At 38.6% G+C, this 16631-nt stretch carries 7 protein-coding genes; 6 read left to right on the top strand and 1 reads right to left on the bottom strand.

The genetic code is table 11. The annotated features are described in order from the left end of the window. Window positions 1-2: 2 nt before the first annotated feature. A complete protein-coding gene (locus ACOCEA_RS06590; RefSeq protein ID WP_420755418.1) occupies window positions 3-1028 on the bottom strand; it encodes a LacI family DNA-binding transcriptional regulator in 1026 nt (341 codons plus the stop codon). Between the two features lie 345 nt (window positions 1029-1373). On the opposite strand from ACOCEA_RS06590, the gene ACOCEA_RS06585 reads away from it, so the two are divergent. The 6 genes from ACOCEA_RS06585 (at window position 1374) to ACOCEA_RS06560 (ending at window position 16508) form a co-directional block, all read left to right on the top strand. Beyond that, a complete protein-coding gene (locus tag ACOCEA_RS06585; RefSeq protein WP_420755417.1) occupies window positions 1374-4361 on the top strand; it encodes a SusC/RagA family TonB-linked outer membrane protein in 2988 nt (995 codons plus the stop codon). 10 nt (window positions 4362-4371) lie between these two features. Further along, window positions 4372-5964: a RagB/SusD family nutrient uptake outer membrane protein gene (locus tag ACOCEA_RS06580; protein WP_420755416.1), complete on the top strand. Its 1593-nt coding sequence runs from the start codon at window positions 4372-4374 to the stop codon at window positions 5962-5964. A 112-nt stretch (window positions 5965-6076) separates the two neighbouring features. After that, window positions 6077-9370, top strand: coding sequence for a VCBS repeat-containing protein (locus tag ACOCEA_RS06575; RefSeq protein WP_420755415.1), 3294 nt, complete (start codon window positions 6077-6079; stop codon window positions 9368-9370). Further along, window positions 9330-9959, top strand: a complete 630-nt coding sequence (locus ACOCEA_RS06570) for a hypothetical protein (RefSeq protein ID WP_420755414.1) — start codon at window positions 9330-9332, stop codon at window positions 9957-9959. Before ACOCEA_RS06575 ends, ACOCEA_RS06570 begins: the two co-directional genes overlap by 41 nt. Then, window positions 9949-13251: a VCBS repeat-containing protein gene (locus ACOCEA_RS06565; protein ID WP_420755413.1), complete on the top strand. Its 3303-nt coding sequence runs from the start codon at window positions 9949-9951 to the stop codon at window positions 13249-13251. Before ACOCEA_RS06570 ends, ACOCEA_RS06565 begins: the two co-directional genes overlap by 11 nt. Beyond that, window positions 13251-16508, top strand: a complete 3258-nt coding sequence (locus tag ACOCEA_RS06560) for a VCBS repeat-containing protein (protein ID WP_420755412.1) — start codon at window positions 13251-13253, stop codon at window positions 16506-16508. Before ACOCEA_RS06565 ends, ACOCEA_RS06560 begins: the two co-directional genes overlap by 1 nt. Window positions 16509-16631: the final 123 nt, after the last annotated feature.

Raw genomic sequence — 16631 nt, 5'->3', positions numbered from 1 at the left:
GATTAATTAATTGTTGATTCCCTTTTAATCAGTGTTGCGGGAATAACCTCAGTTACAAATGTTTCTTCCTCATCATTAATATCACTTTCTATTTTCTCAATTAAAAGTCTTGCTGCCGTTTCGCCCATAATATCACCATGCTGTGCTATTGTGGTTAACCTTGGTTTAGAATATTTAGACAATATACCATCTGTAAACCCTATAAATGCAATATCATTAGGCACTTGTAAACCCATTTTTTGAACAATATCCATACAACGGATCGCAAAAATCTCATTTACACACAAAACTGCATCTATTTTATTGGATTCAAAAAATTCCTGTATCAATGAATCATCCGCATGATCATATGGTAATGTCAAAACAAGCTCTTCTTTAAAAACAAACCCTTCGTTTTCTAATGCCCTAGAATAACCCATTGCCCTAGATACACTTACATTAAAATAGTCTTCTGTAGTAACCAAGGCTATATTCCTACTGCCGGAATCCGCCAGATAGCTTACAGCCTCATAGGCAATCTCCTCATCATTTAAAATAACTTTATCGCAAATAATCTCATCTGTTACCCGGTCAAATAGTACCAAAGGAATCCCCTGTTCTGTAACTTCCCTTAAATGATTAAAGTCATTTTTAGATTGTGTTTCCGCAGAAAGGGACATAATAAAACCATCTATACTCCCATTTGCCAATAAATCCATATTAATAACTTCCTTATCAAACGACTCATCAGAAACGCATATAATTACATTATAACCTCTAGCGTTGGCATATTTCTCAATTCCCCTAAAAACAGTTGTAAAAAAATGATGAACAATATCAGGTATTATTACGCCAATATTTTTTGTTCTTTTATTTTTTAAACTTAACGCAATATTGTTGGGCCTATAATTGTATAGTTTAGCAAATGCTTGGATTTTATCTTTGGTATCCCTACTAATCTCCTCACTATTCTTTAAGGCTTTGGAAACAGTGGATATAGAAACATCTAATTCCCTGGCAATATGCTTTAATGTTATTTTTTTTTTCAACTATAATGGATATTTAAAAGATTTGTTAAAGTGAAATTAAAATTTCTTGGTCTAATTAACAATCCGCGTCTTACTTTTTAAGGAATTCACTTATTCTTATCCAATAAACCATAAAAATTAAAAATTCATATATTTGTAAAAAATTGGAAATTCGGAATCTAAGGTATTTATTATTGTCAATCAAATAAATTTATTAATATAGTATTGCTAAACCATCAATTTGAAAAAGTTATCAACACGAAACCGTTTTCGTTACCATAGATTATAGCACATAGTCAATTTTAAGAATGATTTTACATAAATTTAACAACTGAAATTAATTAACTCAACTTAAATTAACATTTTATGAAGATTACGCTACTAAAAAGGTTAGTTGTTCTTGGGGCCTTTCTGTCCTTTGGTATAGCTCAAGCTCAGGAGGTTTCCGGTACCGTTTCCGATGCATCTGGCCCACTACCGGGAGCCAGCGTTGTGGAAAAAGGGACCACTAATGGAACCCAAACAGATTTTGACGGTAATTTTTCCCTTTCTGTGGGCGAGGATGCCGTGCTCGTTGTAACCTATATCGGTTACAAGTCAGCCGAGATTGCTGTGAATGGTCAAAGTACCATTGATGTCACTTTAGAGGAAGATACCCAGGCATTGGAAGAAGTAGTGGTAGTTGGTTATGGTAGCCAAGCTAAAAAAGAAATTACTACGGCGGTAACCAGTGTAAATGCCGAGGACTTCAACCAAGGTGTAGTTCAACAGCCAGCTCAACTTTTACAAGGTAAGGTGGCGGGACTTACGGTTGTAAATCCAGGTGGAAACCCTAACCAAGCTCCAACCATACGTCTTAGGGGTCTTTCAACAGTTGGCGGTAACCAAGAACCTTTGGTGGTTATCGATGGTATCCTTGGGGGTTCTTTGGATAGTGTGGACCCTGCTGATATTCAAAATATCACTGTATTAAAAGATGGTTCCGCAGCGGCCATTTATGGCTCGCGTGCTTCTTCTGGTGTGATTGTAATAACAACCAAAAGCGGAAAAAGTGGTCAACCTCTTCAAGTATCTTACAACGGACAGTTTGGTGTATCAACAATTGCCAACCAAATTGAAATTATGAATCGTGAAGAGTTCTTGGCAGCTGGCGGTAATGATTTAGGTAGTGATACCGATTGGAGAGATGAAGTTACCCAAACAGGAATTGCTCAAGTACATAATATTTCTGCCTCTGGAGGTAGTGAAAACATGACCTATCGTATTGCTGCGAATTTTAGGGATACAGATGGTATCCTGGTTAAATCGGGTTTCCAGCAATCGAATTTCCGTACTAACTTTACGGGAAGACTTTTTGACGACAAATTAAAAGTAACCGTAAATACCGCATTTACAACTAGAGATTCACAAGTTGGGTTCAATGAAGCCTTACGTTATGCAACGAGTTACAACCCAACCGCCCCGGTTTTTGGGGACGATGCTCCTTTTGCGTTTAATTCTGCACAGTTCGGTGGATATTTTGAAACTCTTGGCTTATTCGATAGTTTCAACCCAGTGGCTATTGCTAAGCAAAATAGGAATGATAGGGGCAATACTACCCTGAACTACAATATTAATTTGGATTACAAAATTTCTGATGCGCTTAAAATCAATGTGAATTATGCGAAAGAGGATGAAAAAGAGGATTCAAATCAATACTATCCTACTACGAACCTTTGGAGGGGTAATGCTTTAAGTCCAACACGTAGAGGATTAGCAAACTTTGGGAATTCCCAACGTAATTTTACCTTGTTTGAAACATACGCTACATATACTGGAGAAGTCAGTGACTTTGTAGATTTAACCGTTACAGGAGGATATTCTTTCCAAGAAACCGACCAAAATTTTAATTTCTTTTCACTTGGAGATTTTCCTGCCGGTGTGGATTTCGACTTTAGCAACAGAATTCAAGATGCACAGGATTTATTGGAAGGTGGTCGAGTACAAGCAAGTAGTTCAAGACAAGATGATGACCGTATTATTAGAATGTTTGGTCGTGTAAACGCCACTTTTGATGATGCCATTTACTTAAACGCTGCATTGAGCCGTGAAGGTTCCAGCCGCTTTGGATCAGAGAATCAATGGGGTATATTCCCTGCGGTTGCCGTAGGTGCCGATTTGAACAAGTATTTGAACCTAAACAATGTAAACCTTTTGAAAGCTCGTCTTGGATGGGGTGTTACCGGGGCGAACCCACCACAGGTAGGGTTGTCTCAGCAGATTTATAACGTACAAAACGGAGCTGATGGGCAAAGTGGAGCCGCTACTACACAGAATAATGGTCGTGCAGCAAATCCAGATTTGAAATGGGAAGAGAAATCAGAAATCAATCTTGGTTTTGAATTCGCCACAGATCGTTTGGGTGCTACCTTGGATTTCTTTACAAGGGATATCAAAGACTTCATTATTCTTGCCAATGTTGAATCATCTGAATTTGATGGATTCAGTCAACGTTGGGAAAACGCAGGAACTCTAGGTGTGAATGGTGTTGAGCTTGCCATAAATTATGACTTGATCAAACAAGAAAACCTTAATTACAACACAGGTATCATCTTCACCCATAACAAAACTGTATTAGAGGAAAACCCTCAAGGGGATCAAGTGTTGGGTAACCTTGGAGCTCCAGGTCAAAACAACACTTTTGTTGTGCGTGTTAAAGAAGGTGAGGAAGTTGGTCAAATTTGGGGACCGGTTTGGTCTGGACAGCTTGATGCTTCTGGAACACCTATTTTAAGTGATATAAACGGTGACGGTAATTTGGTTACTGGTCAAGGTAGTGCCTTGGATGAGGATGCAGATTTTAGAATATTGGGTAACGGTCTTCCAGATTTCGAATTGGGTTGGACCAACCAGGTTTCTTTTGGTAACTGGGATGCCAATGTATTCTTTAGAGCCGTGGTAGGTCATAGCCTTGTAAACAGTTTTAGAGCCTTTTATGAACCTGTAATTGGTTCACAAGCTTCCTATAACTTTGTTAATACGGACAATGCCAATCCTAACATTAAGACAGCCCAATTTAGCGACTACTATGTAGAAAAGGCCGACTTCTTACGTTTGGATAACATGTCTGTAGGTTATAACTTTGATTTGAAACCAGACAGTTATATTAAAGGATTACGTCTTTCATTGGCAGGACAGAATTTATTTACTATCACAGGATACGACGGTATTAACCCTGATCCTAATTTGGCAGATGGTGGCGACCTTGGAAATTTAAGGTCTGGATCTCCTAATCCACTTGTTCCTGGTATTGAAAGAAGAGAAGCTTACTTTACATCAACGACCATAACTCTTGGATTGAATGTTAATTTCTAAAAAAAATACTATGAAACGAATTATTAAAATAACAATGGCAAGTTTGGCTTTAATTGCCTTTTCTTGTACTGATTTAGATGATGAGCTAGAAGACTCCCTAACGGAAGAGTTTTCGATTGAAGGTGTATCTACTGGTGAATCTGGAGGCAGCAGTGGACCCCTTTTAAGTGCCTACTCCAGACTACGAAACGGTTCTGCCGGTAACACAGGTTGGTTTGCTACACAAACCGTTACCTCCGATGCCGTTGCCGTGGGTCAAAAAGGAGGTGACTGGTTCGATGGTGGAATTTGGATTCAATTACATCGCCATACCTGGGATGCCGCCCATGAACGTATTGGCGAGACATGGAACGATGCCTATGGAGGCATTGGAGAAGTAAATTCAGCTCTTGAAGGTGGTGCATTGGATGCTAACCAAACCGCTCAGGCAAGGACACTACGTGCTTATTTTTACTTTCGATTATTAGATACTTTTGGAAGGGTAAAAATTGTTACGGCATCAGGTGAAGATCCCCCACAAGCTAGTCGTACTGAAGTTTTTGAATTTGTGGAAAATCAATTACTTGCATCTTTAGGCATTTCCTCAGTTACAGCTAGTTTGGACTTGTCTGGAAGCCCATTAGGAACTGAGGTAAATAACTACCGTATTAATCAATATGCTGCGTTGGGTCTATTGGCCAAATTGTATTTGAACGCTGAAGTTTATACAGGCATCCCTAGATATCTAGAAGCCGATTGGGCAGCATCCTACGTAATTGACAATAGTCCTTACATTCTTTGTGATGCAGGTTGTACTGCAACAAATTTGGCAAAAAGACCCGATGTAGATTCTGATCCAGAAACATTGGAAGGATATGCTACCGTATTCGCCCCTAATAATGAAAATAATCCAGAAATTATCTGGTCTATTGAATACAATAGTGTCGGTCTTGGCGGTATGAACTTCAATCAAATGACGCTACACGGACCAAGTCAATTGACCTATGGTTTGGATGCCGCTCCTTGGAATGGTTTCCAAGTTTTGGAGGAATTTTACAATAGTTACGAAGACGGAGATGCAAGAAAAGAGGCAAATTTCTTGGTAGGACCACAAACTGATTTCTCAGGTAACGCCTTAATTGATTTCGCTTCGGATGATGATGATCTTCAAGTAGTGTACACTCCAGAAATCAATGAATTGGAGCCAAATTCAATCAGACAATCAGGTGCTCGTATGAAAAAATTTAGCTTTGAAGTCTTGGGAAGACAAGATATGAACAACGATTATCCAATTATTCGATTGGGAGATGTACACTTGATTCGTGGTGAAGCCCGTGCTAGAGCGGCAGGTGACTGGAACTTATCATTACCTGACGTTAACGCCATAAGAGCAAGGGCTGGTGTAGCCCCATTAAGCTCCATCGATGCCGCTGAATTCTTGGCAGAAAGAGGGCGTGAAATGTTCCAAGAATCAAACAGAAGAACAGATCAAATTCGATTTGGAACATTTGACGATGTATGGTGGGAGAAAACCAATACAGATACATATAGGTCATTGATGCCTATTCCAATAGCTCAAATCAATGCATCTGATGGTACCTTGACTCAGAATCCTGGTTACTAATCTCATATAGTATTTTATTTTAAAAGGGTTGTTCGAAGGAGCAGCCCTTTTTTAATAAGATCTATAACTTTGCCCTGCGCAACATTTGCTCGAGAATTGACTGTTTCAAAGTATGAAGATTAAATCTATTAACTTACTACTACTGTGTATCATCCTTATATTCACTGGGCTACCTTCAAGCTGTAAAAAAAAGGCTAAAAATACATCTTCTCCACTATATATCTTGAAAGACAGCACTACTGGTGTGTTATTTGAAAATAAATTAGTTTATAATGAACAGTTCAATCCTTATCTATATCGTAATTTTTATAATGGTGGAGGAGTTGCACTGGGAGATATAAACAATGATGGCCTAGTGGACATATATTTTACAGGCAACATGGTGGACAATAGGCTGTTTCTAAATAAGGGCAATTGGGAATTTGAAGATATTACCCTTAAAGCGGGTGTGGCTTGTCCTAATGTTTGGTCTACTGGAGCCACTTTTGCAGATATAAACAATGACGGTCTATTGGACCTTTATGTATGTAAGGCCGGAAAACCGGAAGGCACCAATAGACACAATGAACTTTTTATAAACAATGGAGACCTCACCTTTACAGAATCTTCCAAAGACTATGGCCTGGATATTGAAGGGCTCACAGTACATTCCGCCTTTTTCGATTATGACAAGGACGGGGACTTAGATGTCTATATACTAAACAACTCCCTCCGTTCCATTGGCGGTTTTGACTTAAAAAAAGACCTACGGCAAATTCCAGATGAAAACGGCAATAAATTTCTACGTAACGATGATGGTAAATTTATTGATGTCACCAATGAGGTTGGCATATTCTCCAGTAAAATTGGCTTTGGTCTTGGGATAACCCTTGGTGATTTCAATAACGACAATTGGACGGATATTTTTATTTCAAATGATTTCTTTGAGCGGGACTATCTCTATATTAACAATACCCAAGGTGGTTTTACTGAAAATTTGGAAAATTACTTTGAATCTATATCTATGGGTTCCATGGGCGCAGATTTAGCGGATTTGGACAACGATATGCTTTCAGACCTAATAGTTATGGAAATGCTTCCAGCCACTGAAGAGCGAAAAAAAACAAAAACCCTATTCGAATCTTGGGACAAACAACAACTTGCTGCAAAACAAGGATATTTTAATCAATATGCCCGAAATTCCCTTCAGAGAAATCTTGGTAATAATTCGTTTCTTGAAGTTAGTAGACAAGCTAACGTATCAGGTACTGAATGGAGTTGGGGAGCTCTCATTTTCGATATGGACAATGACGGCTTAAAGGATATTTTTATCAGCAATGGAATTTATAAAGACCTTTTGGACCGTGACTACCTGGCTTATGATGCCAATGAAGAGAAAATACGAAACAGAATTGCCAAACAAGAAAAAAATGTCATTACCTCGCTTATAGACGCCATGCCCTCCCAAGCAGTCCCCAATTCCGTTTTTCATAACAAAGGTAACTTCAACTTTGAAAACGTTGCTGAAGATTGGGGTTTAAGTACTCCCAGTTTCAGTAACGGAAGTGCCTTTGGCGACTTGGACAATGATGGTGATCTTGATTTGGTAGTGAATAATGTAAATATGCCATCTTTTGTCTATGAAAACAAAACAGATACCTTAGACCACAGAAGTATACAAATCACACTTTTTGAAGGAAAATTAAGGGCAATAGGTGCCAAGGCAATTATAAAATCAGATAAAAAAATAATAAGGTATGGAGAGAACTTTGTATCAAGAGGGTTTCAAAGCAGCGTGCCTTATGGTCTCCATTTTGGAGTTGGCAACCTTTCAAAAATTGACTCCTTGATCATTACCTGGCCTAACGGAACCGTTAGCATGCATACTGATCTAAAAACAAATCAAAAATATAGATTTGACCAGCCAAAGAATGATTCCATAGCTTCTGAATCCTTAATAAAATCAGACAAGTATCCTTACCTCCTCAATAAAATTGAACCATTGTTTAGTTTTAAGCATACAGAAAATCGCTACATAGATTTCGACAACGAAAGGTTATTGCCCCATATGAGTAGTAATGAGGGCCCAGCATTTGCCACAGCCGACATAAATGGGGATGGTAAACCAGATTTCTTTATCGGAGGGGCCAAAAACCAATCAGGTAAACTTTTTTTATCACATGAAAACGGGTATGTAGAAAACGAAACCCCTTTTAAAAACGATACCGGTTCTGAAGATACTGATGCCGTTTTCTTTGATGGTGACGGTGATGGCGATTTTGATTTATATGTATGCCATGGAGGCAAAGCCTTTTCCCCCTATTCCATAGCACTCAATGACGCGTACTATATCAACACAGGTGCTACCTTTGAGAAATCCAACATATCACCAACATTTGGTTCAACGTTTAGCTCCTCGGCAGTTACAGTTTCGGATTTTGATAAAGATGGAGATATAGATCTATTTGTTGGAGAACGCTATAAAACGAACGTATATGGCATACCAGTATCAGGTTATATACTTGAAAACGATGGCAATGGAAATTTTACCCCCCAAGAAAATCCATACCTTAAAGACCTTGGTATGATTACCGATGCCCAATGGGTAGATATAAATTCCGATGGATGGGACGACCTAATTATCTCTGGTGAATGGATGCCTATTAAAATTTTTATTAACATTAAGGGAGCTCTTGAAGACCAAAGTTCCAAATTTGGATTTTCTGAGAGTTCGGGCCTCTGGCAAACGTTTGAAACTAGGGACATTGATGGAGACGGCGATATAGATATCATAGCAGGCAATATTGGCCGCAATGCCTTCTATGAAGAAAACATGAAAGTGTTCATTGCCGATTTTGATGGTAATGGTTTTCAAGAACAGCTGATCTGTAAGGAAAGGCATGGTAAGTATTATCCCATTGCAGATAAGGATGAGTTAATTTCGCAGGTGCCTGCACTCAAAAAGAAATTTCTATACTATAAAGATTACGCCCAAGCTGACATGACCATGATTTTCTCGGAGGAACAACTTGAAAATAGCTATGTGGCAGAACTTGACATGATAGAGAGTGTCATTTTTAGCAATGAAAATGGTACGTTCACGGCCAAGAAACTTCCAGAAGAAATACAGTATGCACCCATATACTCTATTGCCATAGAAGACATAAATGGTGATGGCCATCTAGATATTTTTCTTGGAGGAAATCAATTTATGGTAAAACCCCAGTTCGGGAGATATGATGCGTCAAAAGGATGGGCTATCTTTGGACCTAATAGTACTCTAAATGACAGCGAAAAAGTAATTCCGTTGTTTATCGATGGGCAAATACGCGCTTTAAAATGGATAAATTTAGAAGGAAAAAAGATATTAACGGTTACAAAAAATAATGAAGAAGTTCTTTTTTATGAATTCAAAAATAATCACTAGAATAGGTATTCCCTTTATATGTTTACTTATCTTAAGTTGTTCCTCAGGTTCAGAATATTCTAAACTTATTGAACGGGAAATGTCGACAGGCATAATCCATGACTCCCTACTTTTTGATATGAAATTCGGTCAACATAGAATGGAGTTTTTAAGCGCTTGTTGGCAGTTGAACCAGCAAGGATTGGTCTCCAATGGACCGGGTAATAAAACCGTAAAATATAAATTACCTTTAAGTGCAGACGCACCTTTGAAATCTGAAATCACTTTGCTTTTCTTTGGAGATTTCAATGATGATAAGATTATGACAGGTATGGATTTGGAATTCTTTTACAGTGCATGGTCCATATGGAACAAGAAATTACAAACAGATAAATTAGTGCCGGTTGTCATGGATACCTTGAAAAAGTGGTACCCAGGAAATGATTTCATTAAAGTTCCTCTTGAAAAGGATAGTACCCATCTCTTGGTAAAAGTTGATGGAAACCGCAGAATAGTAATAAGGCCAATAGATGACGACCGCATTTTAAAGGCAAAAATAGATGACCTTAGATATGTTTTGGATGGTAAGAAAAAGAACGATGTTGACTAAAACAATTTGGAGAATAGCAGCCATATCATTTTTGCAATTGTTCCTATACGCTTGTAAAGACAAAAATAGTGCTCCCGCTGAAAACGACACTGAAAAGGTTTTCAAGTTGCGTTCCCCACAAAGTACAGGAATCGATTTTGTAAACGATTTAAAGTATGACCAGGAATTCAACGTCTATAGATATCGCAACTATTATAATGGTGGTGGCGTTGCCATTGGTGATATCAACAATGACAGTTTGCCGGATATCTACTTCATAGCTAACCAAAAAGAGAACAGACTTTATCTAAACAAAGGCAACTTTCAGTTTGAGGATATAACGAAAAAAGCCAATGTTGATGGTACAAGACCATGGTCAACAGGTGTAAGTATGGTAGACATCAATGCCGATGGTTACCTAGATATTTATGTTTGTAATTCTGGTGACCTGAATGGTGAAAACAAACAGAACGAACTTTTCATTAATCAACAGGATGGGACGTTCCAAGAAATGGCGGCCGACTACAATTTGGACGATAAAGGTTTTTCAACACACGCATCGTTTTTTGATTTTGATAAAGATGGAGATTTGGACGTTTACATTCTCAATAATTCATACAAGGCCATTGGAGGTTTTGACCTAAAAAAGAACGAACGAAATAAACGTGATATCCTTGGTGGTGACAAACTCATGGAAAATGTAGATGGAAAGTTCATTGATATTAGCGAAAAGGCCGGTATCTATGGCAGCGTCATAGGCTTTGGACTTGGGGTTACCGTAGGCGATGTGAATAACGACGGTTGGGAGGACATTTACGTATCAAATGATTTTTTCGAACGTGATTATCTATACATCAATAACCAAGATGGCACCTTTACGGAATCGCTTGAAAATCAAATTACGGCAACAAGTATTGCTTCCATGGGTGCGGACATGGCGGATATAAATAATGATGGCTATAATGACATTTTCGTTACAGAAATGCTTCCATCTGAATATGAAAGGTTAAAAACCGTAACCACCTTCGAAGATTGGAACAAATACCAGCTAAACTTAAATAGCGGATATTATCATCAGTTTACCAGAAACACCTTTCAACTTAATAATGCGGACAATACCTTTAGTGAAATTGGCAGATTAAGTGGTGTAGAAGCATCCGATTGGAGCTGGGGAGCCCTGATATTCGATATGGATCACGATGGGCTGAAAGACCTTTTTATCGCAAACGGGGTCTATCAAGATTTAACGGACCAGGACTATCTCTCGTACATATCGAACACCGAAATTCTCAAATCCATGATTTCGACAGATTCGGTAAACTATGCCAAACTCATCGATCTAATCCCTTCCAATAAAGTTCAAAATCATGCCTATAAAAATCTGGGTAATTTAGAATTTATAAAATATGAGGATTCCGGCTTGCTTGTGGAGAGTTTTTCAAATGGCTCCGCTTACGGTGATTTGGATAACGATGGCGACTTGGATTTGGTAGTCAACAACCTGAACATGGAATCCTTTGTCTATGAAAACACCACGATGGATTCCAAGAGTTCCTACTATCTAAAGTTTGATTTACGGGGCGAAGGCAAAAACACCCTCGCCGTAGGCTCTAAAATTGAGGTGCTCCCCTACAATATCACAGTAGAAAATCAACCTGTAAGGGGATTTCAATCCAGCATGGATATTAGACCTAATATTGGATTGCCCAACAATCAAAATGTTTCGGTTATGATAACCTGGCCATCTGGCAAAAAAACCAAGTTAAATGATATTAAAGTAAACCAGACCCTTGTTCTATATGAAAAAGATGCTGAAAATGAAGCATTGGATAAATCAGGTTCTGAGATCCAAATATTCCAAAAAGCGGATGGACTTTTAGAATTCGTCCATCAAGAAAACCGTTTCGTTGATTTTGACAGGGACCGTTTGCTCAACCTTATGGTGAGTACGGAAGGTCCTAAAATGGCTTTTGGTGATGTAAATGGGGATGGCAAGGAAGACCTATTCATTGGTGGTTCCAAAGGGAACCTGCCAAGTTTATTTATTAATACCGATAAGGGATTCGATCTAAAAAAGACAACGGACTTTGACCAGAACAAAAATTCCGAAGACATGCAAAGCGTGTTTTTTGATGCGGACGGTGACAAGGACCTCGACTTGTACGTGTGTAGTGGTGGCATAGAATATTCACAGTATTCCGCAGAGTTTCTTGACCGACTTTATTTGAACGACGGCAAAGGGAATTTTGAGCTATCCAATCAAAAACTTCCCGTCAGCAAAACTTTCCACAGCTCTTCAACTGTTGTTGCTTCTGATATTGATAACGATGGCGATGAAGATTTGTTCGTAGGCGAACGCATGGTGCCGCTCAAATACGGCATGGCCTGCTCTGGGTTTCTTCTTCAAAATGATGGTAAAGGTAACTTTGCGGACATCACCAATATAGCAGCAAAGGATTTACAAAGTATAGGCATGATCACATCGGCAACGTTTCAAGACCTTGATGAGGATGGAGACAAGGACTTGATCATTGTTGGTGAATTTATGGGTATTGAAATATTGACCAACGAATCAGGGAAATTTATTCGTAATGAAGACAATACCTTAAAGGAGTTGAAAGGATGGTGGAATACCATTGTGCCAAGCGATTTAGACGGGGATGGGGACATGGACTTCGTCGTTGGCAACCATGGTTTGAACAGTAGGTTTAAGGCTAGTAAAAATCGACCGATCAGCTTATACTCTGCTGACTTTGACGGTAACGGGTTTATTGATCCCATTTTAACATTTAGAGCTGAAGATGGCCAAGACTATCCCTATGCACTTAGACACGACTTAATCGAACAAATAAAGGCAATCACTAAAAAATACCCTGATTATCAATCTTTTAAAAATGCTTCGGTCGAAGATATTTTTTCAGAAGAAGCCCTAAAAAATGCTAAAAAATTGGAAGCCAACATCCTTGAATCTGTTATACTGGTAAACAAAGGAAACTTTACATTTGAAGTTATGCCGCTTCCCATCACGGCACAATTTTCAATTACCTATGCCATTGCCGCCAATGATTTTGACGGGGACGGTGATCAGGATATTCTACTCGGGGGAAACCTATATAATGTAAAACCAGAGGTAGGACGTTATGACGCCTCTTACGGTGTGTTTTTGGAAAATAAAGGAGGATTACAATTTGAACCTGCTAAAAATGGTAAGGGTTTTAAAGTCAAAGGCGAAATTCGGGATATGGGCATTATCGACCAAAAGTTATTCGTAAGCCGAAATCGCGACTCCATAGCCGTATTTAAATTCAATTGATGAGACATTTACTAATAATAGCGGCTGCGCTCGCATTTGTAGGATGCACCAAGGAGCCAAATAATAAATCTGCTAAGGAAAAGGCTTCTATTTATTTTAAGAAAGTGCCATCAGATAGTAGTGGTATCCATTTTTCGAACGACCTCACAGATTCGGGAGAGTTAAATATTATCGAATACTTGTACTATTATAACGGTGGCGGGGTAGCCGTGGGTGACATCAACAATGACGGACTGGAAGACATCTACCTAACGGCAAACCAGAAACCGGACCGACTGTATTTGAATCTAGGAAATTTAAAATTCAAGGATATTTCTGAGGAAGCTGGCCTAGTCATGGATGCAAGTTGGTCTACAGGGGCAACCATGACGGATATCAACAACGACGGGCTTTTGGATATCTATGTCTGTAAAGTAGGTGATTATAAGAGTCTCAAATCCCACAATGTACTTTATCTTAATAACGGCGATGCTACCTTTAAAGAGGTATCCAAAGAATATGGACTAAATTTTTCCGGTTTTTCTACTCAAGCTGCTTTTTTCGACTATGATAATGACGGAGATCAGGATATGTATCTATTAAACCATTCCGTTCATACCCCTAGAAGCTATGGAAATATTTCCCTACGCCAAGAAAAAGACCCTTTGTCCGGTGATCGATTCTATGAAAACAAGCTGAATGAAGGAACTTCTTTTTTTGTAGATGTAACCGATGCCAGTGGCATTTATAGTAGTGCCCTGGGATACGGTTTAGCAATAAGTGTTTCCGATATCAATAATGACGGACTATTAGATGTTTATGTGGGGAACGATTTTCATGAGAACGACTATCTCTATATAAATCAAGGCGATAAAACGTTTAAAGAATCCGTAGCCGAGTATTTCAACCATACCTCACGTTTTACCATGGGTGTTGATATAGCCGATATAAACAACGATTTGCTTCCCGATGTCTTTTCGCTCGATATGATGCCCTTTGATGCACAAATCTTTATGAGATCTGGCGGTGAAGACTCTGACAAGGTTAATTTAATAAAAAAAGGTTTCGGTTTTGAGGACCAATATGCAAGAAATACATTTCAATTGAATACGGGTCAAGGCCATTTTGTCGATGTTACCCTTATGACAAATACCCATGCTACAGATTGGAGCTGGTCCCCTTTGGTACAGGATTTTGACAATAACGGTCATAATGACATCTTTATAACAAACGGTATCTATAAAAGACCTAATGACTTGGATTACATAAATTATTTGAGCAATATAGACTTCTCGAAATACCAGCGTGAAGAACAAAATGAAATAGAATCCAAGCTCATTGCGGCGATACCAACTGTCAATATTCCCAATGTCATTTTTAAGAATACAGGTAACTTAACCTTTGAACGTCTCTCGGAAACTTCGGGTCTTAGTCCATCTTATTCAAATGGTGCCGCATATTCGGATTTGGACAACGATGGCGACCTTGACCTAATTGTGAACAATATTAATGAAAAGGCGAGTCTTCTAGAAAATGAAAGTAAACGGGATGAGGGTAAAAGTTATGTAGCCTTTAAATTGAAAGGGAATGAAGCGTACAACAATCCCCATGGAGCAAAAATCATAGTGTATTCCGATGAGAATCACTATGTGAAAGAACTTACCACCGTAAAGGGCTTTCAGTCATCTTCCACTCATAGGCTACATTTTGGATTGGGCAATAGCAAAAACATAGATTCTATTCAAATTCATTGGTTGGATGGCAAGGTACAATCAGAAACTGGATTGAGCATCAATCAGGAACATATGATTACCAGAAAACCGAACCTAACTGATAATCCGAAAAAGGAAATATCCCAAGAGGAAAACTATGAATTTTTCAATTTTGTGCATTTAGAAAACAACTATATAGATTATGAGCGTGAGCGCCTTATCCCAGAAAAATTATCCAATGAAGGCCCTGCTTTGGCAAAAGTGGATTTCAATGGCGATGGTTTTGATGATCTCTTTATAGGTGGGGCCAAATACCAATCTCCATCCCTTTACTTTGGAAACAGCGATGGTACTTTTTCTGAAGACAAAAATACGAACCTAAAGAGGGATGCCATTTTTGAGGATGTCGATGTCACGGCGTTCGATATTGAAAATGATGGCGATCTCGATCTCTATGTAATGAGCGGGGGCAATGAAATGGTCGAAGGAAATCCCAATTTGGAAGACCGTATCTATATCAATGATGGTACTGGTACATTTGAACGCTTGGACATCCCTTTGATAAAAACCAATGGAGGTAGCGTTTCTGCGGCCGATTTTGACGGTGATGGCTATGCAGACCTGTTTATTGGCAATCGTTCTATTCCCGGAGGCTATGGACTCTCACCACTGAGCTATATCCTAAAAAATGATGGCACGGGAAAATTCAGGGTTTTGCAACAGGAAAGGATAGGTATGGTAACGGACAGCGAATGGGCAGATTTAAATGCCGATGGCTTATTGGATTTAGTAATTGTGGGTGATTGGATGCCCATTACGGTACTCATTAACCAAGGAAATTCACAATTATTGAACGAGACGGAAAAAATGGGGCTGGAAAACACAAAAGGAATGTGGAATACCGTAGCTGTAACGGATCTGGACAACAATGGCCAACCTGATCTCTTAGCGGGCAACGTTGGATTGAACTTTAAGATAAAGGCCAGTGCAGAGCATCCAATGAAATTATTCATTGATGATTTTGATGATAACGGACAGCCCGACCCTATTATATTCTATGATTTCTTTGGTAAATATGTGCCTTTCGCCACTAAAGACAAATTGTCCGAACAACTACCATATTTAAAAAAGAAGTTTTTAAGCTATACCAAGTTTTCGAAAATTAATGGTATTGAGGATCTCACGGGTAAAAAGGAAAAAGAAATCCTTGAAGCAAGAGAAGTAAAAGAGCTTCGTTCAATGGCCTATCTAAATCCCGGAAAAAATATGAAAGCTATTCCCTTACCTAAGCAGGCTCAAATGAGCAGCATTGAAGACTTCGAAGTAATCGGCAAAAATGTACTCTATGTTGGCAATTATTCTGGTTACACCAACGAATTGGGTCCCAGTACCGGCAATACAGGTGGTATTTTAAAGATAGATGACAAAAAAGTACTCATTGCTAAAAATAGACTTCCGCTACCAGCAGGTATCAATGCCAGACAAATCATCGAGATTTCAACTAACAAGTATTTGGTACTGGCCAATGATGAACAATCATATTTAGTTTCACTTTCTGAAGAATAGAAATATCCATTTTTCTCATCTAATACTTATACCACTAATATCCTATCTGTTGAATGCCATGTTGTTCATAGGTATAAAGAATTCGTAAATTGTGCTGTTAAAAATAAATTAAGTGTAATTTTA

The sequence above is a fragment of the Maribacter luteocoastalis genome (assembly GCF_048890225.1).
Classification (GTDB): domain Bacteria; phylum Bacteroidota; class Bacteroidia; order Flavobacteriales; family Flavobacteriaceae; genus Maribacter; species Maribacter luteocoastalis.
This window is presented reverse-complemented; position numbering and strand designations above follow the sequence as displayed.